Here is a 19,308-nt window from a genome sequence, read left to right as displayed (position 1 = left end):
AGGTGGAGGGGCAGTTACCTGCTCAAGAAGACTGGATAGATGTCACTAATGGTGGTCAGTACTATGTGGTTAATAATCTGATGACTTGGCGTGCCAGCGGTGATGATTATCATCGCATTGTGCTTGGCGATGACAAAACGTTCACACGGGAGTATGCTGTTGAACACATAGACGGGGTAATGGATTTTGATATTGAAGTGGATGTCTCACCTTTGGGGGAACAACCGGTTTGGTTAAAGCATACTCTACCTATGGCATCCACTGAGGTCTGGTTAAATGATCGGGCTTTAATTGAAGGTTTGGATTATTCTATTGATTTGCCTACCATTACCATTACTAATAAGGAGTGGATTGATCACAATAGTGAAACCCAGTCAGTGCGTGTATTGATCCATGGTTTTCAAAGTGAGTGGCTAGATAATTTAAAACCAGAGGGTCCCCATTATGTTAAGCATGGTACTTTGAGTTTTAATCACCGCTATGATCTTCGTGATGATAAGGTAATGCGTTGTGTGGTGGGCGGTCGTGTGATTCGACGGGAGGAGCTGGGATTTGCTGAGAACTCAGGGGATGTTGGCGCGCCCAGTGAGATAGCCGAAGGTACACCCTATAGCTTATATCCAGTGTACACGCCACTTAGAGGTGTGGTGATACCTGAGCTACCAGTTGAGCAGGATGTTGATCGTGCTATTGATCAGGAGGTAGCTAATTATCTCAGTGTGCGACTGCCCCAGACTGATCCTGGTTATCCACCCGTGATACCGGGTAAGTACAATGTCTACAGCCCGTTTATCAATCGCATACTACATGACTTTATTAATGGCTTGTGGTTAGTCTCTGAAGATCGTATTACCGATGATAACCTTGAGCTTATCACGCAAAGATACCATTATTTACTGGATCGTGATCCAGCCAGGTGGGATTTGGATTTTGGTTTTGTTGCTGTTCACCCACATATTTACACTGAAGTTATAACCGTCTCAGCCAGAGAGTATTCTATACTTGAGAGGCTCAGTCAGTTGTATCTTAAGGGTAATGTTGATTTGACTCACTTTTTACAGATTGGTCAAAGGACTTAATAAGGGGAGGGCTAAGCCCTCCCCTTATTTTTTGGCAATGTAATTTTTTATTTAGATTGGCTAACTATTGGTAGCAAAGTCATTAAATAAGAGGTAAATAGAGATTTAATGGATAAAGTATCAGAACAACTGGCTGCGCTTGAAGAGACGCTTAATAAACGAAATCAAATTATTAGCGGGATAATTGAAACGCTATTGGCTTTGATTAAAGAGCAGGGTGAGTTAAGTAAACGGGTATCTGTTTTAGATAATGAGCAAGATAAAATTATAAAGCAATTGAATGTAATAAGTAAGGGACAGATAAATCAGAATAAAAGCATAGCTGATCTGCGTATTTATATCGTAAAATTACATGGGTATTTAATGTTAAAGAGGTAACAACTATGATCAGTCTGTTTGATAAACATTTAGCTAAAATTAACGAATGTAATGTTCTTTTGGCTAAAAATCGCGAAAAACCACTCAAGTCAAGAGAAGCGATAATAACATTTAATAAAGATGAAATTGATGACTATAACAAAGCAACCAAAGCGCTCATTAAAAGTGTTTTAGAAGATTTTAATAAACTAAACCCCAAAGACAAATTAGATCTTAAACCTCTTAATGAGATAGTAGAAAAAATGGCGATTGAGATGGAGGTTTAGCCTCCCCTTATTTTTTGGCAATGTAATTTTTTATACGTAATAACTATTATTTGGTTAGAGACTTTAATGCTAAAACCTACCTTGGCTACATACTTTTTTTTTTAAGCTAAAAGGTAGTTTTAATGTTTAAAAGTATACTTGAAAGATTGGATGATTTGGAGAAGGAAAACCAAATATTAAAGGGTAGAATAGATGGTTTAGAGATATCTACCAGCCTACAGGTAAAAGAAATAATCGAGATAATATCGTCTCTAAAAGAAAAGCAAGATAGATTTAAGGGAAGTATAAATAACATTCATGATTACTTAACGCTACAAAACAGCATAATAGAAAAGTTGTCTAAGAGGTAATGACTATGAATTCATTTACTGCTGAAATTGACCCAAAAGTAGCTAAACATATGGCTAAATGTGAAGCTCAACTTAAAGAACTTGATCCACTGAGATATCCAAGCGCCTATGAGGATTTAAAACAACATATACAATACATGCATAGCTGGATCGAAGAATTTAAACCACACGATCCTAAAGAAGATGAAATTTTCCTTAGGGAGCTTGATGTAATGGCAATGAAACTTAAGGTTAATAGTAAAATACTTATGGCTATAATCTGACTCATAAAATCATTTTGTATGTAATTATGGGGGTCTAGCCCTCCCTCTTTTTTTGTGAGGTTTATTATGTCTACCGTAGTTAATTCAGAATCAGTCTGCGAACTTGAACCCCGTTTATCTGAGGTATATGCTGATATTAGAACGCAACTTAACGATACTGATCCAGATGAGTATCCTAACATACATAAACGATTAACACGTACTCTGTTTATGCTAGAAGATGTTATTAAACGTAATCGACCCCAAAACCCCAAGTATAGAGATGCCATTGAAGAAGAACGCGCAAAAAATCAAAAGTTTTATGAAGAGCAAATGGCATTATTAAATCGAATATCTAACATTTAATAAAGGGAGGGGTAAGCCCTCCTTTTTTATACGATAGTTTCCCCAATAAGTATCCTTGGACATTCAAACAAATCATGGAAACCGATTGGTATCCACTTAATGGAGTAGCCATTAGTGTATGGGTTAAAAAAACGTTTTAAATTAATTTCAGATACATATTAGATAAGCGAATAGTTAATTAAATAAACTTAGGAGAGTGAATATGAAAACATATAATAACATTGATGAAATCATCTTTTGTAACTTTGATATTGTAGTGGATAACACAATATCAAAGATCAGCTTTGATGAGCTCATTAATCCAACTTTAACTATCAACAACAGTTTTGCTAACTCTTGCAGCAAACACGAGTTTGGGGTGGCGACATGTGTTGCCATAGCTAGGTACCAGTACAATAAAGACGAAAGAAGTTGGCCAGTGAGAGCGGAGGCCATTAAGCCTATGCTTAGGAATATAAATAAAACTGGGCATAAAGCCCAGTTTCTTAAGGTGCTCAAAGCTTGGTGTGGCATCAGCGATTACGATGAGATGCTAAAATCTGAGTATAGCTTCAGAGTAACGTGTCTGACAGCTCTATACCTTCTTCACCATAGGTTAACCCGTGGTGAAGCTCCGTTTAGAGAGCTCGTTAAATATGTCTCACAAGACATGGTCCACGACGAAGGTTTTATGGGATATATGTCAAACGACATATTCAGATTTGCCCATAAACTGGGTATAGACGACACATACCTTAAATTTTATAGGGAAGCTTTTGCGAAAGCAAAAGCAACTGCTTAAAACTAAAGACGCTCAATGAGCGTCTTTTTTTTTTGCATTTTATGAACAATCTGTTATTGGGGGATATAACCTATGTCTACTAAAGTGCCTATCTATGATCCTAATCGTGGATTTCGGGTATGGCTAATCAATGAAATCTATACAGGACCTGAGGGTGAGGGTAGTTATGTCCCTAACGTCAATGATATGGTCTGGTCTTGGGAAACCGGAATTCACAGGGTGATTCAAACTGACCCTATTACCGGAGAGTCTACTTGGGTAGAGTGGAATCCACCCAAAGAAGTTCCTGAGTTAAGTGATCAGGATAAACTATTAGGCTTAGTGCCGGGGCAGCCCTCTGAAGCCTTTAGACTTTACATTAATGATAAAGTTGAGCCAGCGACTATTGCTGTTGATAAAAAGCTTAAGATTTATGGTAGTGAGAACGATCATGCCATACTCTTTAAAGGTACCGATATAAGTGCCAAGGGTGAGATTATCTCGCAAGTCTATAATAACTCAGGAGAGCTTGTAAGTCACAAGATACCTCTTGAGCTAGTGGCTGATGATACCCTTAATAACCGTGCTATTAAATCGCCTATGGTAGCTAAGACCACTAAGTCTTTGGAGGATGGTGAGGTCATTACCTGTGTGGTTTATAATGACGTTGGCGCTGCTGTGAGCATCACGCCATTGTTAGCACGTAACACTTCTTTTATTCGTAACTCTCAAGCGGAAGTAGCTCGCATCACAGGGGTACGTTTACTCTCACCGTTTATCTCAGAACAAAACTCTGGTCTGGTTGAAATACCGGTTAATCTACCAGTTGGTTCTTTGAGTCTGCAAGCACAGATTCAATATGCCGATGGTTTTGTCAGAGAAGTGCCTATTGATAATCAGAAAACTCGTCTGCATGGTTTGGAAGGTTTTGTTGCCTCACAAGCAGGACAAACCATACCGCTAGTATTGTCTTATCACTTAGGTTCAGATGAAGTAAGTGTTGATACCGATGATGTTGGCGCTACTGTGGTGAGTGAGACTTATAAGCTGACCACCCTGGCCCCTACGGGCACTTACAGTGTTAAACTCTTTGTTATTCCTTTTTGGGATGCGCTCAGGGTTCGCTGGGATTTGCGTTATTACATGCTTAACCTTGATCGTACCCGCATTGATGAAGTTACAGCGCTGGTTGATAAAGGGACCTTGGATGGTATAGCCTTTGATCCCAATAACTATGGCGAGATACAACGCCTTACTGTAGCCATTAATCTTTCTGATGTGGATGTTGACTTTGCGCCTTATCGCCATATACAAACTTATGAAATCAGTCTAATGACGCCACTGGAGGCCAGTAAACCACATTGGACGCTACGTTACAATGTTGGCTCTGGTGAAGTCTATGGCATTGAAACTAAAGCCGTGTACGAGCCTAAAGACGGTCTGATCTATTTTGATATTAGCAATGGGATAGCTACAGTAGATGAATGGTTGGACAAACATTACCGATCACTCTACCCACTGTTTGATGTTGAAGGTGAGAATGCTCCGCCTATTCCAACGCACTTTAAAATCAAGTACGATGATGTTTCAGTAGATTACCCCATTGACAGTTTTGATAATCCACTGGCATTCCCTAAAGCAATTATTGAAGACGATACCATTGAGATTCATTATATACTTAGAACCGAGGCCAGAGATCTATATCTTGCAGTAGGTCCTATGAGTAGTGAAGCAGGTGTGGTAGCGGGCATTTAAAAGGGTGGGGCTTGCCCCACCCTTTATGTTGGTTATAAAATATTTCCAACCTATATTACTTTGATGAATTCACCAAGAGAGTTAATCGATGAGTTTGTATTACTTCGATAATCCAGAAATGGACCCGCACCTTAACAAAGTGGAGTATGTTGAGCTATTTAAGTTTTGTTTACAACCTTGTATAAACTTTGCTAATCTACTTATAAAAACAGTTGATGTTGCTTTGTATGATAGATCCAAATTGAGTCCAGATCTGGATAAACATTTTTTCTATCATGAATCAAATATAATGATTGCAAAGCAGACCAAAACAAATACCTATGCATTACTGATTGACGTTAATTCCGTCAAAAAATTCGCTAATACAGGAGAGTATATAGCGGTTGCAATAATGGCTAATCTAATAACACTTGAGCAGTTACAACAAAACAATAATCACTCCAATAGAGTTTATGAGATTAGTGAACCTCTTAATTGCCTTAACCAACACGGAGGTAAAGAGTTAGAATTTCTAGGACTTAATATTGACAAATCAATTAAAACGGTAGAAGGTTATGAAAGGATATTGGTTTTATGTCATTTATGTGAGCGTGCCTTTGAAAAGCACAATATAAGCACACACGAGTTTATCCGTCTAATGACAGATAGCTACCCTTTAATCAAAGTGGAAAAACTTTTTTCAGATAGTTTTTGGAACTTATTTGAAACAGCTATTATTGAAATAAGAATATCTGAAAACTACAATAAACATCACTAGCTAAATAAAAGGACTTTTATGTTTGATCACGATAGTAATAAAAATAAATTGATCGAAGCTGTTAAACGATTTAATGAAACTTTCAATGAACTTGACTTTGAGGAGCAAAAAAGAACTCGCAGTCTTATTGATCAACCCGTTATGCTGGATAAGGATGATCCAGCCAACCAGTTATTGGCTGAAGTTAGTAATGCCATGGTAGAAGTTTTTCGATATACCCCCATTCCAAACGGTGGTTTGTTTTTAAGTAATACTGTTTTGTACACCATTTTGAAAATGGAACCAAAATTACCCAACTCATTTTCATACACCAAAGATTCACATAAACCAAAACGTTACCTTTGTTGTAACACCCAAAGGGGTGTGGTTGAAGTCCAAATAGCAATTGATAAGTAAGGATTATCAATGAGAACTGAGAAAGACATTAATACGGCTGCCATTGAACTTGCTAAAAAAATTGATGCCACCTGTCATGTAGTTAGTACTAAGTGGCATATTTTTCCGGATAATATCACAGAGTTAGGTCGCGATTATCTTGAGTTAGCCAAACACTCAAGCGCTATAGCTAAAAAGATAAAGCATAAAACTGTTTATTCAAAAGCTTTAGCTGTTGTGGGTCATAGCTTAATTATAGTAACTCGCTCTGGCTATTTGCCGGTTATTAAAAAGACTATTGAGGCCAAACGATTTAATAGCTTTCTTAGAGTACTTAAAAACAGCACACATGAATTAGATACACTCGCAATGAAAGATGCTGTATTCATGTTAGAAAATTGGCTAAATATTCAAAGCAAACCGACATGGAGTCCAATTGAAACTTTGGTACTGGCAACACTGGGTATAGAGGCTAAACATAATAAAGTTAATATCCTCCCCATTAAACCTAAAAAAATAACTATTGAAAGATAAAATGGATAATCACAAAAAAATAATAACTCTAAAGTTTAAACTCAAGCGCTTGCTTAAAACACTTGAGTTTAAATATAAAACCATGTCAGTCAGCCAGCGTAAGCTATTTAAGAAAGGTGAATTACTATGGGTAGATTCTTGGCAAGATGATACTTTAGTAGAATTACATCTTGATATAGCCAGGATAATAAGAGACTGGCATCTAACCAAACCTATACCTGATACAGGTTTTATGGAAGGCCGGATCAATCTATTTTACACTAATGATCCCAAAAGACACAGGCGATTGTGTTTACGCACGCCTTTTGGCTCCATACCTGTTAAGCTTAATAAAGACAAATAGCAAAAGGACGATAAAATGGCAGATAAACAACCCGATATTGAAGAGCTGGATAGAGCGTTAACTAATCTGGCTAGCAGTGTTTATATAGACGATGTCTCTCTATTGGATGTGGCCGATCCAAGCCAGTGTTTACCTCTTCCTGATGAAGAAAAACATTTGGTGTACTACGATTATTATGCAATCGCAATGACTCAGTTGGACAAGTGTATAGAACTACCACCTGAGGTGTGGGCTGAGATGGAAATGAAATTGATACGCTACCCCAGTGGATCAACCCTTTTATTTACTACCCCCATTGGCTTTATCCCATTCCACTTCGATGGTGAACTTGAGGCACATCAAAAGCTAGCCCATAACCTTATCATGCGCCTTAAAGAACAATGTCCACTAACTCACCTTGATGACGAAGCAATGGATAACATTGATTGGGAGCTAGTAACTAATGAAACACTGCAAAAGGAACTAGAGCAGTTTGAATCACTCTGTCGTGCTGAAGTTAAAACGCTTCATAGTGAGAAACCAGAGGTATTCAACCGGTTCGTTATTGATCTTTTTGCAGGTTTGGGTATTAATGTTCATTTTATCTACGCTGGCGGTCCATTAACGACTAACGTCGGTGGCGATGGGAAGTTTAATATAACAATAGAAGTTTCCTTTAATCAAAGGTTACTTATTAATCTGCTTTCAAAAGTAAGCTAATTAAAAGTCCTGACTTAAGTCAGGACTTTTTTATTCTATGCAACCCCTAGTTGATTAAGAGCTGAGCATGAAAACAAAACAATGGATTTACGTATTAGAAAAAGACTTCACAATTTATACCGATTTAGTAGGTTACAGTTTTAGTAATCCATGGATGCGTTTGGAGAGCAATGGCCTTTTGTTTATTAAAAAAGGTTATGCTTGGGATGGTTGTACTCCGAAATTATTTAACTTTTTTGATTTATTTTATCTGGGCACACCTGAGGGTATTATTGATAATACCACTAATAAGCCTAAAACCTATTATGCCAGTTTAGTACATGATGCTTTGTATCAATGGGCGGATGATAATCCCATAAGTAAAACTCAAGCCGATGATCTTTTCTTAAAAATGTTGAGTGATTGTAATTTTAAAATGGCCAAACTCTATCGCTGGGTTGTAGGCTGGGGTGGAGATTATACTAATCTTAATTAATGTAATAAAGGGCTGGGATCGAATCCCAGCCCTTTATTACATTTTAAATTAATTTCAGCTATATATTAAGTAAGTACATAGTTAACTGAATCAACCAAAAAAGTGATTATTATGAAAAATATTGAATTCACAACGGCTGTTGTAAGTCAATTAGCCGTAAAAAATGGAAACCTTTCGGATTCCATCTCTAGAATAAGTCAGATTCCTAAGAGTGATATTATCGCTCTTAGCGAGTATAATGACGAGAGCGAGTTCGATAATCTTGAGGAATGCGTTTTGGAATTTGAGGAAATTCTCAAATCCACCCCTCAAGATATAGGTGAACGCCTAAGGCGTGTGGCTTTTGTCAATATCCTTATAGCCTACTGGCTGGCCCATTTCGACATCGAGGGATATGAAGATATCCAAGACGTCTACATGCGTAAGCTAAGCCCCTCCAACCAGCACAGGTTGAGCGTGTGGATCGATTTCCACAAGCGAATTGAGAGCTATAACGATAATGAGATCTCTAACCTCAGTGTAAAGAAGAGTGTCCTGGAAGATACTCCCCATTACACTGAGGAGCAAAAAACCTTCCTCAGGAAAATGGAGTGTTTTGATAAGTACTACGCTTACAGCGATTGCCTTAGCGTGTATAAAGTCGGAAAAGCGCGTGAGGAAGAGCTTGAAGAGCAAGCCAGACAGTTAGGCTTGCTCAATGAGTGGCGCAAGTTTCTCAGTGCTTAAAAAAAGGGTGCCCTCGGGCACTTTTTTTTTTTCGTAAAAAAGACAGGGTGGCCAAAGCCACCCTGTTAAGTGCTTCACAAGAAAAGCATATCAGTCAGAGGAGCTACTCAAGCCAGTCTGATGAACTGAGAGACCCATCAAGAACTAAACACTGGAGTTCTGGCAGATGAACATCCAGCTACCGTTAATTTAACAAAAGAGTATTCTTTTGGATTAATGATACTTGAGTAGCATATAATAGTGTTTATTTTTCGACAAACTTAGCTACCTCACTAATAATCGTCGTTGAATTGTCTTTTGTTAAAGTCGCCATATTGCCGCCAGCTGCTTTGAATATCTTGCAAACACTAACATTATCATTTATTAAAAAACTATTTTTATTAGCAAACATACGCTTTTCAGTTTTTTCAAATACAAAGCGAACCTTCAGTTGATAATCCGTTAAATAGCGATCAACCCAACTTTGCTTTTGTGCCAAGACTTCATCAGTCTGCGAGTAACCTATAGAGGTGAGCAATTCAATGTTAAATACTGGAACTTTTGATATAACATCATCATGACTCACCTCACCGGCTGGTTTATTATACGCCAGAGCTACTATCGCATCCATTAAATCCAAACCCACAGCCAAAGGTTCAAGCTCAGCAAAGAAATTACACTGCACCATATGCTGCCAGTAAGTTGAAAAATGTCTGCTTTGCTGTTTAACTTGTAAGGGGGTAACACCGAACATGTTTTTAAAACCACGATCGAAATCACACAAAACACCATCCATATCAAAATAGATTGTTTTTATTGTATCCATAGTGCACCTTCTGCATTGGTTCATAAGGTTGTCGTCTGTGTAATTATATACTTAGAATAATTAAAAGACTTTAGATATGATTCTATTTAATGATGATTGGGCTAAATATAACAGTGCTATAATTGATACCCAAACAAAAAATTATAGCTTTTTGCGCATTGCTACTATGTATAAAGAAATGAGGGTAAAGAATTGGGCTTTCCCCTTATCATTAATGCAAAAGGAACTTCAGGGTATAGATCCACACGCAAGTGATTTATCTGATGAGATTAAATACATGATCTCAGTTGAGTGTAACCACAATCCTTGGTATGCATTAAGAGAAGTCATCAGAATACCCTCAGCAGGCGGTGGTGATCCGATACCATTGATTGCTAATCGAGGAAACATGTGTTTGTTTTGGTGTTTTTTTAACCATATTGATGTTTTGTTAATTCAACCTCGACAAACGGGTAAGAGTGTCTCAACTGATTCAGTAACAGCTACAGTGCAGTATCTTTCAGGCTATAATACCCACATCCAGCTTATTACTAAAGACAACGAATTGCGTCTGAAAAATATCGAGCGCTTAAAAGGTATACGAAATGGTTTACCCCAATATTTGTATTACAAAGATGTTAAAGATGCCGATAACCAAGTTAAGTTAACCTACACTAGTCGTAAGAATTCTTATAATACTTCAGTGTCGCAAAAATCAGAAACTTCAGCAAGGAATATAGGACGTGGACTAACAGCACCTATTTTTCATATTGACGAATCACCCTTTATCTCAAACATCGGGGCTACTTTACCAGCAGCTCTGGCAGCAGGCACAGCTGCCAGAGAATCAGCTGAAAAAAATAATGGTTTTTATGGCAATATTTTTACCACCACGGCGGGTAAAAAGGATGACCGCGATGGTAAGTATATGTACAAAATTTTCTCTAACGCCGCTATATGGTCTGAAAGTTTTTTAGATTCAAAGGATCAGTCTGAGCTTAAAAAACGTGTTCGTAAACAGTGTCATGGTGAGCGGGTTATTATTAATGGTACTTTTAGCCATAGACAACTTGGCTATAGCGATGCTTGGTTGCTTGAGGCCATTGCCAATGCTGGCGGCACCCCAGATGAGATAGATCGTGATTTCTTCAATAAGTGGACCTCAGGTACACAAAAATCACCTTTATCAATTGAGCTTAACGAACGCATTCTTAATGCAGTAACACCACCCTTATATGAAAATTTCTATAATGAAGGCTACCTGCTTAACTGGTTTGTACCAGAGGATCATATTGAAACCTATATGGAGACTAGTCAGTTTGTGCTTGGCAGTGACACATCAGATGCTATTGGTCGTGATGCGATAAGTTTTATTTTGATGAATGTAAAGGATCTCAGATTAACAGCAACAGCAAACATTAATGAAACTAACCTTTTTCAATTTTCACTTTGGCTGGCGGCTTTTTTAATTCGCTATGATAACGTAACCTTGGTTATGGAGCGTAACCGGGCACAAGGAATTATTGATGTATTGCTTATCGAATTGCCTAAACACGGCATTGATCCCTTTAAAAGGATCTTTAACAAGGTGGTTGATGAGAAGGAAGATCGTAAAGAGGATTGGCGTGCTATACAAAAACCCTTAGCCCAGAGAGATCAAAACTTTTATACTCAATTTAAAAAAGATTTTGGATTTTACACAGGTTCTGCCAGTCGTGATGTACTCTATGGGCGAACCGTACTTCAACAGGCTGCTAAACGTTCTGGACATTTGGTATATGATAAACGGTTATCAGAAGAGATACGCGGTTTAGTTATCAAGAATGGTCGTATTGACCATATTAACAGCGGTCACGACGATATGGTTATTGGCTGGCTATTAAACCATTGGTTACTGATTCACGGGCGTAACCTTAACTATTACGGGATAGATACGGCCATTATGATGTCTATGGTCACAGAAGACGGTAAAGAGGTGGATGCAAAAGTCGTTGAAGAGAAAAAACTAATCGCCCAGTGGCGCAAGGAACTTGAAATTATTCATGAAGATTTATCTAATTGTGACGATGGTTTAAAACAAGCAAAACTTGAATCAAGACTTAAAACTGTTACCAGAGAGTTAATGAAGCGTGGTCAAGAAGTAATTAATATGGATACTTTGATCAAGTCAGCAAAAGAAGAAAGACTTAAACGTCGCAATAAGACACATTATCGCAAAAATAAACTGTCTTATAACGGTCGTTTCTAAAAAGTTTTAAGTCTATATAACCCATGGGAATTCGAATAATAATAGCAAGGATATTCCCATGTCTAAACAACAGGTTCGCGAAGCAATCATCCAATGGATTAACGAAAATGAACACCGCTTACACAGGCGGTTTCTAGAGAAGGAAAAGGAAAGACTTCCCAGAATGCTGGGTAAACTACCAGATAATTTAACCAGGGAACAGGCCAATAACCTGTTGGAGATTTACAAGGCAGCTGCCTTGGAGTCGGTTAAATTTTACAAAAATCTGGATACTATAAATTCATAAGGGAAAAAGCTATGGATATAAATCCGATCATTCACACCCTTGTCGAGATTTTTTCACCCAATAACGTTCATAGGTACCGGAGTTACATGGGCGATCCCATCGACAGCAATCTTGTACTGCGAGCCAATCCAGTATTAGAGTACTACGCAAGTGTACTTGTCGATAACAACTGTAATATACCACAGCAGGTAGAATCGCCGCTTAAAAGTTACAATATTTTTGCTTCCATTGAATACCGTGGTGGAAAATATTGGTTGTGTCTTAATACACCTGTTGGGTTGTACAGACACCCACAGCCCTTTAAGAAACGGGTCTCCAAGAGAAAGTCGCACTCTCTAGACTCAGCCAATAAAAAGATGCTGGATAAGCTTTTATGGACTTTGGAAGAGGTAGTATCTGATAGTCGAATCACAACCTGTGACACTGACTATGTTAAAGAAGGGATTGACGGTCTCCACCCTCGATTGGAAGAATTTTCCAAAGTGCTGGTAGAGAACAAAAAGCTTCGCAAGCTAAGTTGTGATGCCTTAAAAAAACAAGGATTTTTAGTCAGAGTAGCCGATAAGCAGGAAGACGGCACCATTGCAGCAGTTATTATTGAGACCATGGTGGGTCGATATATAGCTTCAATGCTCTGATTTTGATTTTAAGGATGAACTACCGATCGATGGAATGATCACAAGTGAATGTCGTGCGTTGTGTCATTCAACTACTTACCAGATGTATGTGTGGAGGTTAACACACATCGAGTGTACCAGGGGGGTAGAGGATGTTACTCCCTAACAGGATGTTAGATACAGGCGTTATGTGCCTTATCGGGTACTACAGCGTCACGGGCTTAGATAATTAATCGGTTGGAAAAGGGACAATAAGATGCCTTCAACTTCAGCAGCTCGCAGGGATGAATTTATTAGCTATCTAAATGCATTGAACTGGAATCGTTGCATTGGAGATGCAAACCAATCTGATAAGACAGTCAGTATATCGGAAGTGCACGCAATATATCCTGAGTTAAAAGAGCTATATCCGTGTATGGTAACCAGAGATGGTGGTATTAATAAGAGGTGTGCTATGGAGCTAAGTGAACTCGGTATAGAGATCATTGAGATTCAAAGAACGCCGAATAACAAAAGTATTACCGGCATCTTGTTACAACTTAGAACGGGCAGATTGCCCATCCACTTTAAAGTCAGAGAGGTGAGTGGTGGACAGCAAAGATAAATTGAAAGAGTTGGCTGAACAGCTCAAGGCGCTAGAGGCTGACGATCGTTTTGTCGATGATCGTAATTTATGGCTGCGAAACGAGGATACTGTTGATAAGCTATACCCAGGGCTAAATACACTGGCCCATGAGGTGCTTATAAAGCAAGGGAAGCCAAATGGGTTCTCCATGGCGGTGTTAGAGAAACTGGGGTTTAAAATTGGTCCTGGAGAAACTGATTCCTTCGGCTGGTTATCAGGTATTATTTATACCAGTAAAGGGAAATATGTCTACGGCTAAATAGTGTAGGGGTGTAAACCCCTACTTATTTTTTAAAGGTTTTGTATGATTGATAAACATTTTACCTATGAAATAATGGCTGTTTTTATGGATAATATTTTTAACAATATCGGTACAAAGCACAGTCAGCCCCTCCCCTTTAATTTGGCTAAGGATTCAGCTAGGCGGCTGTCAAAACAATGGCCTGAGTGTACAATATTTTTAATTCGCAAAGATGAACATCAACCCCATAACCCAATAATATTAACAAGGTGCTTTAAAGACGCGCAGGACGTTAAACCACTCCCTCTCCCCTATGAACGTTGTGTAAAGGAAAAACGTGTTAAACCAGAGTGTTACATTGATTGGTTGAGGGAAACCCAACTCTGGCATATCAAAGTACCTGTAGAGGGGTGTATGGATTATATCACCTTTTACTGTAAAACCGCTAGTTATGCCGATAAGTTAGCAAAATATCACTCACTAAAGCATACTTTGCGCGTAACTATCAAACGAGATAATAAAGTAGCCAGACAATACCAATGTGGTCAATTAATTTTTGATAAGCGTTACGATCTTAAATTTAACCCAGGTACCGATAAGGAGAAAGCAAAGCGTATTATCTGGAATGAACTACCAAAGAGGTAATAATGAGAGAAGAATTTGAAGCAATACTGAGCGATAGCAAACAAAAGGAAGCTGTTTTAGCTTGGGTAGAAGATAACTTTGCCAACGTTTATATAAGTGTCGATTTAGCCTATAACGTGGATACCTACAATGGAATTGGCTTAAGGCCACAGGCTAATATTGTATTGACAATAGTGTGTTTATTAAATGTCTTAGCTGACTGTTTGCAAGGTTTCACCAATCCATTAGACTTTGATAATGATGACTATGTGGTAATAACACTAACCTACAAACGTTATTGCGATATTAAAAAGGTGGGTATCAGCAATGAAATGGAAAAATATTGGCGGGTTATTGGTCGAGTGTGGGAGGCTAAAGTCAAAGATAACTATAAGTACACCACTCAAGATCTGGCCTTACTACTAATGAGACATCCCAAGCCACCTGAAAATGTCAAATTGCTAACTAAAGCTAAAACTGTATTTACAAAAGAGATTAAAGCCGTTAGCGCGTTGTTTCCTAAGAAAACCAACTTAAGAGTAATTCAATGAAGTGGTTGTGTAAAGCGATGTTTAATATGCCGAGGAATATCTTTATTTGCACCCTGGGCCTTACTGTTATTATTTTGGTTTGTATAGTGTATATTCTGTTGGACAAGCAACAAAGGCGGAAATACATAATAAGGTTCAAACCTAAATACTAAAGGTTAGTGAAGCCTTTAAATGGTATAATCTATGATACCATCGAGGAACCGCAATCATGGAACTTCATTATCATGCACACATATCGGAGGTAGTATCGTCTAATATCGTGTCATTGTATACTAGTTTGCAGGAGTTAGCCAAACATAGTCCTGACGATTTAAAAGATGAGTACAGCGCCATAGTTGAAGCTCATGCTTTTGTTATTTACCACAGGCTGGTTACTTATACCCCCAAGGTAGATAAGCAATTAGACAAAAGCCTAACCTTGTGTTTAATTTTTAGAGAAGTTGGCCGCATTATAGATGAGAGACCCAGATGGCCATTAAGAAAACAGAGGTACTACGAGTTAATCAGTTGGATGATAAAAAACTCTCTGGATAATAAAACGCAAATAAAAAATATTATCCTAGGTATGCTACAAGCGCCTCATCCACCCGATAGCTTTAAACTTCGCTTGCCCGGTGAACGTTTAACTGAATACGAATTATTAAATCTAAAACGCTTGTTATTAGGTACTAAGCTAAAAATCATTAAATAAAAGCTGCGGTAACACCGCAGCTTTTATTAAGTGTCGTTAATCTTAGAAGGAAAAATAATGAAAACTATAAGTATACCAAGAAGTCAGTCAGAGATGTTAAAAAGCTTGCTCAACGTCACTTTAATCAACCACGATATGGACAGTGGATCTGAGACAAAAGAACTTTGTCTCAAGCACATGCACTCCATTCTCAATGTCTGCCCGCAAAGGATAAGTAATGACCAACTTTTAAAGAAGTTGCTCATGGCCAGAATAATAGCCGAAACCTTGTATCTGGCTGAGATGTTTACCTTTTTGATAGCTCAACTCAATGGTGATAGCAAAGGGGCACATCGCTTGGTGTGTTTAATGGTTAAGAGTAGCACACACAGCGATATTGTAACTGCCTTGGAAGAGATAACCGAGTCCTTCTTTAACAGACCATTAGCTAACTAAGGTAAACACCATGGAAACTCTAGAAACATTCAAACAAGAGCTTATAAGTCAGTTGGAGTTTAGTCTTTTTCTTAAAGATAATATCGCTAAAGATCCCGAGATATGGGATTTTGCTAAATGTGAGGTGGATTACTTAGTCAATGCCCACTCGTCTTTAATCATTGATATAGCTACCGATGCTTTTCAATTGCAAAAATTAACCGATCGGTTAATAGAGGAGGTGAGTTTATTAATAAGAGGTATAATAAAGATAGCTAATAGTCAGATGGAATTAATCTATCCGTTTATGTCTTTATGCGTTAAATTATCTACTATATCTAAGGTAAATTTTTATCTAATAGTCGGTTGGGTCATTAATCATATGTCGGCAGTTGAGAAATATGTTAACAGTGTAATTATGGGTAATATGGACTCTACCCTAACGATGATTTCGACAAACATCGAATCCGACTACGCGGTTACACTTCATTAAATAAAAATAAGGATATATAAAAAAAAAAGGTCAATACAATGTGTACAATCGAATATTATCAAAAGGAACTCCCAAATGCTCTCAAAGGTAAACTTGCTGAGGGTATGTTGGCTATGCCAGAGGATGATATTAAACTATGGTCTGAACGTGTTATTTTAGACACACTGATTAAATATGAAAATTATTTAGAGATGTACCATGAAATGCAATCCCATCGTGACATGGGATTGCACATACTAGTCATGGCCTGTGTGGATGAATTAGTTGTTATTAACCAGCTGTATTTAAATAACAACAATGAATATGCTAATCGCTTTAAAGCGATTAGCTAAGCAAAAAAACTACACGCATTGCGTGTAGTTTTTTTTTTATCGATACATATGCATAGCCAGTGTTCTTAAAACGATATACAAAGCAACAGCTGTTCTGACAGAACTATGAATACTTATATTTCTTGAACTTATAGCATCCTTAACAATAGCCTCAAGTTGCTCACGGATTTTAATAAGTTCAGGATCACTGGTACGGCTGGCCATGTAGAGTGATCTGAGTTTAGTTAATATAGTAGCTAGCTGATTTAGTTTTAAACCTTCTGATTGTGCAAAGGTAAACGCATGTATAACGACATCAGTAATACTTTGTTCAATTCTTTTTTCACGAGCTGACCCATAATTATCACTTAAATACTCTAGCCCTTCACGGAAAAAACGTTCTGGCATTCGATACATTATTTTCGTGATAATAGCAACCAGATCATCGCGAATAAAACTCCTTCTATCGCTGACAATACCATGAATATAAGTACGATATTTACTAAACTGATGAGTTGTATCACGTATAAGAGTTTCCCCTTCAACCTGAAATAATTTAGAGCTGGTTAAAATGGCTTTATCTTGATCGCGCACTTTATAAAACTCAGTGGCTAATTTTTTTACTACCTCACGAATACGTGATTGGATATCATTAACCATATAGACCACACGATCGTCAGGACCCAAATGTTCAATGGTTTTGCGATGAATACTACGCGATGATAGTACCTCTTCACACCGAGCGTGTATTAACTTAAACCAGCTACCATAGACTTTGATAGCAAACTTTTTAGATAAAGAGGCATAGGTCGCCAAGGCTACAGACTTATCTGCTGGATAGCGAAAATAGTGTGTTTGTAATGAGGATAAGAACTTATAGTGTAAGAGAAAGAGAGCGTCGGTTTGCAAATTAACTTTATCTTTACTGGATAGTTTACTGTGCTGAGCAGCATGTACTAGCCAGATAACGCTCAGGTTGACTGAATCAGAAGATACTTTAAATGCGTTATCAATATTAGGCAAAGACTTAACGCCTCTATCTAACTCAAGCTCGTCAATATTAAGTATTTCATCAAACCACAATTCTCTATCTTCACGAGTAAACCTTATGGGATACACACCCAGTAACGCATCGCCAAAAAAAGCAATCGATTCAGCATTACGATTAATTAAAGTGCGCACGAATTTCTTAACAGACTGTACCAGTTCTTTGTTAACAGATACATCTTTAGTAATTATTTTAAAAAGACTATTAACAGTTTCCATATCAAGGGGTTCCCTAAACGAAATCTATAAAATACCGTTCTATTAAATAGTAAACCTATATAACCAAAAAGATAATACGCAATTATCAAACTTAAAATAAAAGGAAAACTATTTTGTGCAAAGTAATGCTATCGATACAACAGCTAAAGATTGTTGAAGAACTGTTGATCAAAGAACCCGAGTTAAAGAAAAACCTCACCGATTACATTAAGGGTGCCGCACCAGCAATTATTAGAAATTTGGAGTCAGCCTTGGTTTATGATCAGAATAAGCCATCTGATAAAACGTTGGCTCGCTTTGAAAAAGCTGGATTTCAAATATACAATCAGGCTATGTCTGGCTCTAAATGGAGTAAAACGAATATTATCATTAATAACGCTATACTAACAGTTTCCCCTAAACCAAAAACTCATAGACCCAGCGTAAGCCCAGCAAAGCAATAAAGCTTTGCTGGGCTTTATTATGCAACACCTAAAAACTGCTTAGCAGCTGCTCTGGTTAAGTAAGAAACAGAGCCGTCACTAAAGCGTATAAAAAAGCCGCCACCCTGAGGTCGATTCTGAAAGATATATTTAGAATCGACCTCTTCACTAGCAATGGTAGTGTCCACGGGATAAATGACATTATCAACAACACAGCGGATTTCGAAATACTCTACAGTTAAATTTGGTGTGGTCTTATTTGGTAGTGTCTTCATTTTAGATTCCTTATTAAATTAATCAATGCCCTATTTTTTTTTTGCCTACAAAAAATATGTGAATATTTCTAAAAAACTAGGGGTGTAGATATATATTTTTTTACACGATTGCCCGTAGGTGCAGTTTTTTGACAAAATAACATTTAAGTACATGCGTATTTTGTAACTAGATTTATTTTTTTGAAAAACGCTACAGCCCTTGGTACTAAAAGGCTGTAGCCATTTCAGTTTTTTATATTAGCTTTTACCCTTGTCTGGCTAGGCTAAAATGGGGTCAAAAAATAGAAAGTTTGTAAATAAAAACTTTTTACCCCTAATTCTTTTGAATGGATATATTATCCATTAAGTATAAGAA

The 19,308-nt window shown here is 37.6% G+C and carries 30 protein-coding genes; 27 read left to right on the top strand and 3 right to left on the bottom strand.

The window, feature by feature from the left end; translation table 11 throughout:
- From KDK19_RS20110 to KDK19_RS20040, 15 genes are all read left to right on the top strand, one after another.
- Positions 1-1,079 (top strand): hypothetical protein (locus KDK19_RS20110; protein WP_257292747.1); only part of this gene is annotated, 1,079 nt, incomplete at its 5' end.
- Between the two features lie 108 nt (positions 1,080-1,187).
- Positions 1,188-1,457 (top strand): hypothetical protein, encoded by a 270-nt coding sequence (locus KDK19_RS20105; protein WP_257292746.1) that lies wholly within the window; start codon positions 1,188-1,190, stop codon positions 1,455-1,457.
- Positions 1,458-1,462: 5 nt separating this feature from the next.
- Positions 1,463-1,723: a hypothetical protein gene (locus KDK19_RS20100; protein WP_257292745.1), complete on the top strand. Its 261-nt coding sequence runs from the start codon at positions 1,463-1,465 to the stop codon at positions 1,721-1,723.
- A 122-nt stretch (positions 1,724-1,845) separates the two neighbouring features.
- A complete protein-coding gene (locus tag KDK19_RS20095; protein WP_257292744.1) occupies positions 1,846-2,073 on the top strand; it encodes a hypothetical protein in 228 nt (75 codons plus the stop codon).
- A 5-nt stretch (positions 2,074-2,078) separates the two neighbouring features.
- Positions 2,079-2,336 carry a hypothetical protein gene (locus KDK19_RS20090; RefSeq protein ID WP_257292743.1) on the top strand — a complete coding sequence of 86 codons (258 nt, stop codon included), beginning with the start codon at positions 2,079-2,081 and terminating at the stop codon, positions 2,334-2,336.
- 66 nt (positions 2,337-2,402) lie between these two features.
- On the top strand, positions 2,403-2,681 hold the full coding sequence (locus KDK19_RS20085) for a hypothetical protein (protein ID WP_257292742.1): 279 nt from the start codon (positions 2,403-2,405) through the stop codon (positions 2,679-2,681).
- A 202-nt stretch (positions 2,682-2,883) separates the two neighbouring features.
- Positions 2,884-3,462, top strand: coding sequence for a hypothetical protein (locus KDK19_RS20080; protein ID WP_257292741.1), 579 nt, complete (start codon positions 2,884-2,886; stop codon positions 3,460-3,462).
- 72 nt (positions 3,463-3,534) lie between these two features.
- Positions 3,535-5,196 carry a hypothetical protein gene (locus KDK19_RS20075; RefSeq protein WP_257292740.1) on the top strand — a complete coding sequence of 554 codons (1,662 nt, stop codon included), beginning with the start codon at positions 3,535-3,537 and terminating at the stop codon, positions 5,194-5,196.
- Between the two features lie 88 nt (positions 5,197-5,284).
- Positions 5,285-5,953 carry a hypothetical protein gene (locus KDK19_RS20070; protein WP_257292739.1) on the top strand — a complete coding sequence of 223 codons (669 nt, stop codon included), beginning with the start codon at positions 5,285-5,287 and terminating at the stop codon, positions 5,951-5,953.
- Between the two features lie 18 nt (positions 5,954-5,971).
- Entirely contained in the window at positions 5,972-6,349 is a 378-nt protein-coding gene (locus KDK19_RS20065) for a hypothetical protein (RefSeq protein ID WP_257292738.1), read from the top strand.
- Positions 6,350-6,358: 9 nt separating this feature from the next.
- Positions 6,359-6,862: a hypothetical protein gene (locus KDK19_RS20060; RefSeq protein ID WP_257292737.1), complete on the top strand. Its 504-nt coding sequence runs from the start codon at positions 6,359-6,361 to the stop codon at positions 6,860-6,862.
- A 1-nt stretch (position 6,863) separates the two neighbouring features.
- Positions 6,864-7,205, top strand: a complete 342-nt coding sequence (locus KDK19_RS20055; RefSeq protein WP_257292736.1) for a hypothetical protein — start codon at positions 6,864-6,866, stop codon at positions 7,203-7,205.
- Between the two features lie 15 nt (positions 7,206-7,220).
- Positions 7,221-7,904 (top strand): hypothetical protein, encoded by a 684-nt coding sequence (locus KDK19_RS20050; protein WP_257292735.1) that lies wholly within the window; start codon positions 7,221-7,223, stop codon positions 7,902-7,904.
- Positions 7,905-7,971: 67 nt separating this feature from the next.
- A complete protein-coding gene (locus KDK19_RS20045; RefSeq protein WP_257292734.1) occupies positions 7,972-8,379 on the top strand; it encodes a DUF1353 domain-containing protein in 408 nt (135 codons plus the stop codon).
- 111 nt (positions 8,380-8,490) lie between these two features.
- Complete coding sequence (locus KDK19_RS20040) at positions 8,491-9,105, top strand: hypothetical protein (RefSeq protein WP_257292733.1); 615 nt, start codon at positions 8,491-8,493, stop codon at positions 9,103-9,105.
- Positions 9,106-9,349: 244 nt separating this feature from the next.
- Here the strand turns inward: KDK19_RS20040 and KDK19_RS20035 are convergent, their stop codons facing one another.
- Positions 9,350-9,910 (bottom strand): hypothetical protein, encoded by a 561-nt coding sequence (locus KDK19_RS20035; RefSeq protein WP_257292732.1) that lies wholly within the window; start codon positions 9,908-9,910, stop codon positions 9,350-9,352.
- Between the two features lie 76 nt (positions 9,911-9,986).
- Between KDK19_RS20035 and KDK19_RS20030 the strand changes: the two genes are divergently transcribed.
- From KDK19_RS20030 to KDK19_RS19980, 11 genes are all read left to right on the top strand, one after another.
- Positions 9,987-12,137, top strand: coding sequence for a hypothetical protein (locus tag KDK19_RS20030; RefSeq protein WP_257292731.1), 2,151 nt, complete (start codon positions 9,987-9,989; stop codon positions 12,135-12,137).
- 58 nt (positions 12,138-12,195) lie between these two features.
- Complete coding sequence (locus KDK19_RS20025; protein ID WP_257292730.1) at positions 12,196-12,423, top strand: hypothetical protein; 228 nt, start codon at positions 12,196-12,198, stop codon at positions 12,421-12,423.
- An 11-nt stretch (positions 12,424-12,434) separates the two neighbouring features.
- The gene (locus tag KDK19_RS20020; protein ID WP_257292729.1) at positions 12,435-13,061 is read left to right on the top strand and encodes a hypothetical protein; all 627 of its coding nucleotides are present in this window, start codon (positions 12,435-12,437) and stop codon (positions 13,059-13,061) included.
- A gap of 394 nt (positions 13,062-13,455) precedes the next feature.
- A complete protein-coding gene (locus KDK19_RS20015) occupies positions 13,456-13,644 on the top strand; it encodes a hypothetical protein (protein ID WP_257292728.1) in 189 nt (62 codons plus the stop codon).
- The gene (locus KDK19_RS20010) at positions 13,628-13,924 is read left to right on the top strand and encodes a hypothetical protein (protein WP_257292727.1); all 297 of its coding nucleotides are present in this window, start codon (positions 13,628-13,630) and stop codon (positions 13,922-13,924) included. Before KDK19_RS20015 ends, KDK19_RS20010 begins: the two co-directional genes overlap by 17 nt.
- A 45-nt stretch (positions 13,925-13,969) precedes the next feature.
- Entirely contained in the window at positions 13,970-14,551 is a 582-nt protein-coding gene (locus KDK19_RS20005) for a hypothetical protein (protein WP_257292726.1), read from the top strand.
- A 2-nt stretch (positions 14,552-14,553) separates the two neighbouring features.
- Positions 14,554-15,081: a hypothetical protein gene (locus KDK19_RS20000; protein WP_257292725.1), complete on the top strand. Its 528-nt coding sequence runs from the start codon at positions 14,554-14,556 to the stop codon at positions 15,079-15,081.
- A gap of 208 nt (positions 15,082-15,289) precedes the next feature.
- The gene (locus KDK19_RS19995) at positions 15,290-15,772 is read left to right on the top strand and encodes a hypothetical protein (RefSeq protein WP_257292724.1); all 483 of its coding nucleotides are present in this window, start codon (positions 15,290-15,292) and stop codon (positions 15,770-15,772) included.
- Between the two features lie 57 nt (positions 15,773-15,829).
- Positions 15,830-16,207 (top strand): hypothetical protein, encoded by a 378-nt coding sequence (locus KDK19_RS19990; RefSeq protein WP_257292723.1) that lies wholly within the window; start codon positions 15,830-15,832, stop codon positions 16,205-16,207.
- A gap of 10 nt (positions 16,208-16,217) precedes the next feature.
- Positions 16,218-16,679: a hypothetical protein gene (locus KDK19_RS19985; RefSeq protein WP_257292722.1), complete on the top strand. Its 462-nt coding sequence runs from the start codon at positions 16,218-16,220 to the stop codon at positions 16,677-16,679.
- Between the two features lie 38 nt (positions 16,680-16,717).
- Complete coding sequence (locus tag KDK19_RS19980) at positions 16,718-17,011, top strand: hypothetical protein (protein ID WP_257292721.1); 294 nt, start codon at positions 16,718-16,720, stop codon at positions 17,009-17,011.
- A gap of 36 nt (positions 17,012-17,047) precedes the next feature.
- Here the strand turns inward: KDK19_RS19980 and KDK19_RS19975 are convergent, their stop codons facing one another.
- Entirely contained in the window at positions 17,048-18,256 is a 1,209-nt protein-coding gene (locus tag KDK19_RS19975; protein ID WP_257292720.1) for a hypothetical protein, read from the bottom strand.
- Positions 18,257-18,369: 113 nt separating this feature from the next.
- Here KDK19_RS19975 and KDK19_RS19970 point away from each other — a divergent pair, with 113 nt between their 5' ends.
- Positions 18,370-18,699, top strand: a complete 330-nt coding sequence (locus KDK19_RS19970) for a hypothetical protein (RefSeq protein WP_257292719.1) — start codon at positions 18,370-18,372, stop codon at positions 18,697-18,699.
- A gap of 17 nt (positions 18,700-18,716) precedes the next feature.
- On the opposite strand, the gene KDK19_RS19965 is transcribed toward KDK19_RS19970, so the two are convergent.
- Complete coding sequence (locus KDK19_RS19965; protein WP_257292718.1) at positions 18,717-18,953, bottom strand: hypothetical protein; 237 nt, start codon at positions 18,951-18,953, stop codon at positions 18,717-18,719.
- Positions 18,954-19,308 lie beyond the last annotated feature (355 nt).

The organism is Endozoicomonas sp. ONNA1 (assembly GCF_024606325.1).
GTDB lineage: Bacteria > Pseudomonadota > Gammaproteobacteria > Pseudomonadales > Endozoicomonadaceae > Endozoicomonas_A.
The sequence above is the reverse complement of the archived record's forward strand: the minus strand, read 5'-3'. Positions and strand labels throughout refer to the sequence as shown.

Coding starts and splice junctions, on each gene's coding strand:
- KDK19_RS20015 (WP_257292728.1), top strand. CDS start 13,456: ATGGTAACCAGAGATGGTGGTATTAATAAGAGGTGTGCTATGGAGCTA.
- KDK19_RS19985 (WP_257292722.1), top strand. CDS start 16,218: ATGGAAACTCTAGAAACATTCAAACAAGAGCTTATAAGTCAGTTGGAG.
- KDK19_RS19990 (WP_257292723.1), top strand. CDS start 15,830: ATGAAAACTATAAGTATACCAAGAAGTCAGTCAGAGATGTTAAAAAGC.
- KDK19_RS20025 (WP_257292730.1), top strand. CDS start 12,196: ATGTCTAAACAACAGGTTCGCGAAGCAATCATCCAATGGATTAACGAA.
- KDK19_RS20075 (WP_257292740.1), top strand. CDS start 3,535: ATGTCTACTAAAGTGCCTATCTATGATCCTAATCGTGGATTTCGGGTA.
- KDK19_RS19965 (WP_257292718.1), bottom strand. CDS start 18,953: ATGAAGACACTACCAAATAAGACCACACCAAATTTAACTGTAGAGTAT.
- KDK19_RS19980 (WP_257292721.1), top strand. CDS start 16,718: ATGTGTACAATCGAATATTATCAAAAGGAACTCCCAAATGCTCTCAAA.
- KDK19_RS20070 (WP_257292739.1), top strand. CDS start 5,285: ATGAGTTTGTATTACTTCGATAATCCAGAAATGGACCCGCACCTTAAC.
- KDK19_RS20040 (WP_257292733.1), top strand. CDS start 8,491: ATGAAAAATATTGAATTCACAACGGCTGTTGTAAGTCAATTAGCCGTA.
- KDK19_RS20055 (WP_257292736.1), top strand. CDS start 6,864: ATGGATAATCACAAAAAAATAATAACTCTAAAGTTTAAACTCAAGCGC.
- KDK19_RS20020 (WP_257292729.1), top strand. CDS start 12,435: ATGGATATAAATCCGATCATTCACACCCTTGTCGAGATTTTTTCACCC.
- KDK19_RS19995 (WP_257292724.1), top strand. CDS start 15,290: ATGGAACTTCATTATCATGCACACATATCGGAGGTAGTATCGTCTAAT.
- KDK19_RS20100 (WP_257292745.1), top strand. CDS start 1,463: ATGATCAGTCTGTTTGATAAACATTTAGCTAAAATTAACGAATGTAAT.
- KDK19_RS20060 (WP_257292737.1), top strand. CDS start 6,359: ATGAGAACTGAGAAAGACATTAATACGGCTGCCATTGAACTTGCTAAA.
- KDK19_RS20005 (WP_257292726.1), top strand. CDS start 13,970: ATGATTGATAAACATTTTACCTATGAAATAATGGCTGTTTTTATGGAT.
- KDK19_RS19975 (WP_257292720.1), bottom strand. CDS start 18,256: ATGGAAACTGTTAATAGTCTTTTTAAAATAATTACTAAAGATGTATCT.
- KDK19_RS20095 (WP_257292744.1), top strand. CDS start 1,846: ATGTTTAAAAGTATACTTGAAAGATTGGATGATTTGGAGAAGGAAAAC.
- KDK19_RS20045 (WP_257292734.1), top strand. CDS start 7,972: ATGAAAACAAAACAATGGATTTACGTATTAGAAAAAGACTTCACAATT.
- KDK19_RS20105 (WP_257292746.1), top strand. CDS start 1,188: ATGGATAAAGTATCAGAACAACTGGCTGCGCTTGAAGAGACGCTTAAT.
- KDK19_RS20065 (WP_257292738.1), top strand. CDS start 5,972: ATGTTTGATCACGATAGTAATAAAAATAAATTGATCGAAGCTGTTAAA.
- KDK19_RS20080 (WP_257292741.1), top strand. CDS start 2,884: ATGAAAACATATAATAACATTGATGAAATCATCTTTTGTAACTTTGAT.
- KDK19_RS20000 (WP_257292725.1), top strand. CDS start 14,554: ATGAGAGAAGAATTTGAAGCAATACTGAGCGATAGCAAACAAAAGGAA.
- KDK19_RS20035 (WP_257292732.1), bottom strand. CDS start 9,910: ATGGATACAATAAAAACAATCTATTTTGATATGGATGGTGTTTTGTGT.
- KDK19_RS20030 (WP_257292731.1), top strand. CDS start 9,987: ATGATTCTATTTAATGATGATTGGGCTAAATATAACAGTGCTATAATT.
- KDK19_RS20050 (WP_257292735.1), top strand. CDS start 7,221: ATGGCAGATAAACAACCCGATATTGAAGAGCTGGATAGAGCGTTAACT.
- KDK19_RS20085 (WP_257292742.1), top strand. CDS start 2,403: ATGTCTACCGTAGTTAATTCAGAATCAGTCTGCGAACTTGAACCCCGT.
- KDK19_RS20090 (WP_257292743.1), top strand. CDS start 2,079: ATGAATTCATTTACTGCTGAAATTGACCCAAAAGTAGCTAAACATATG.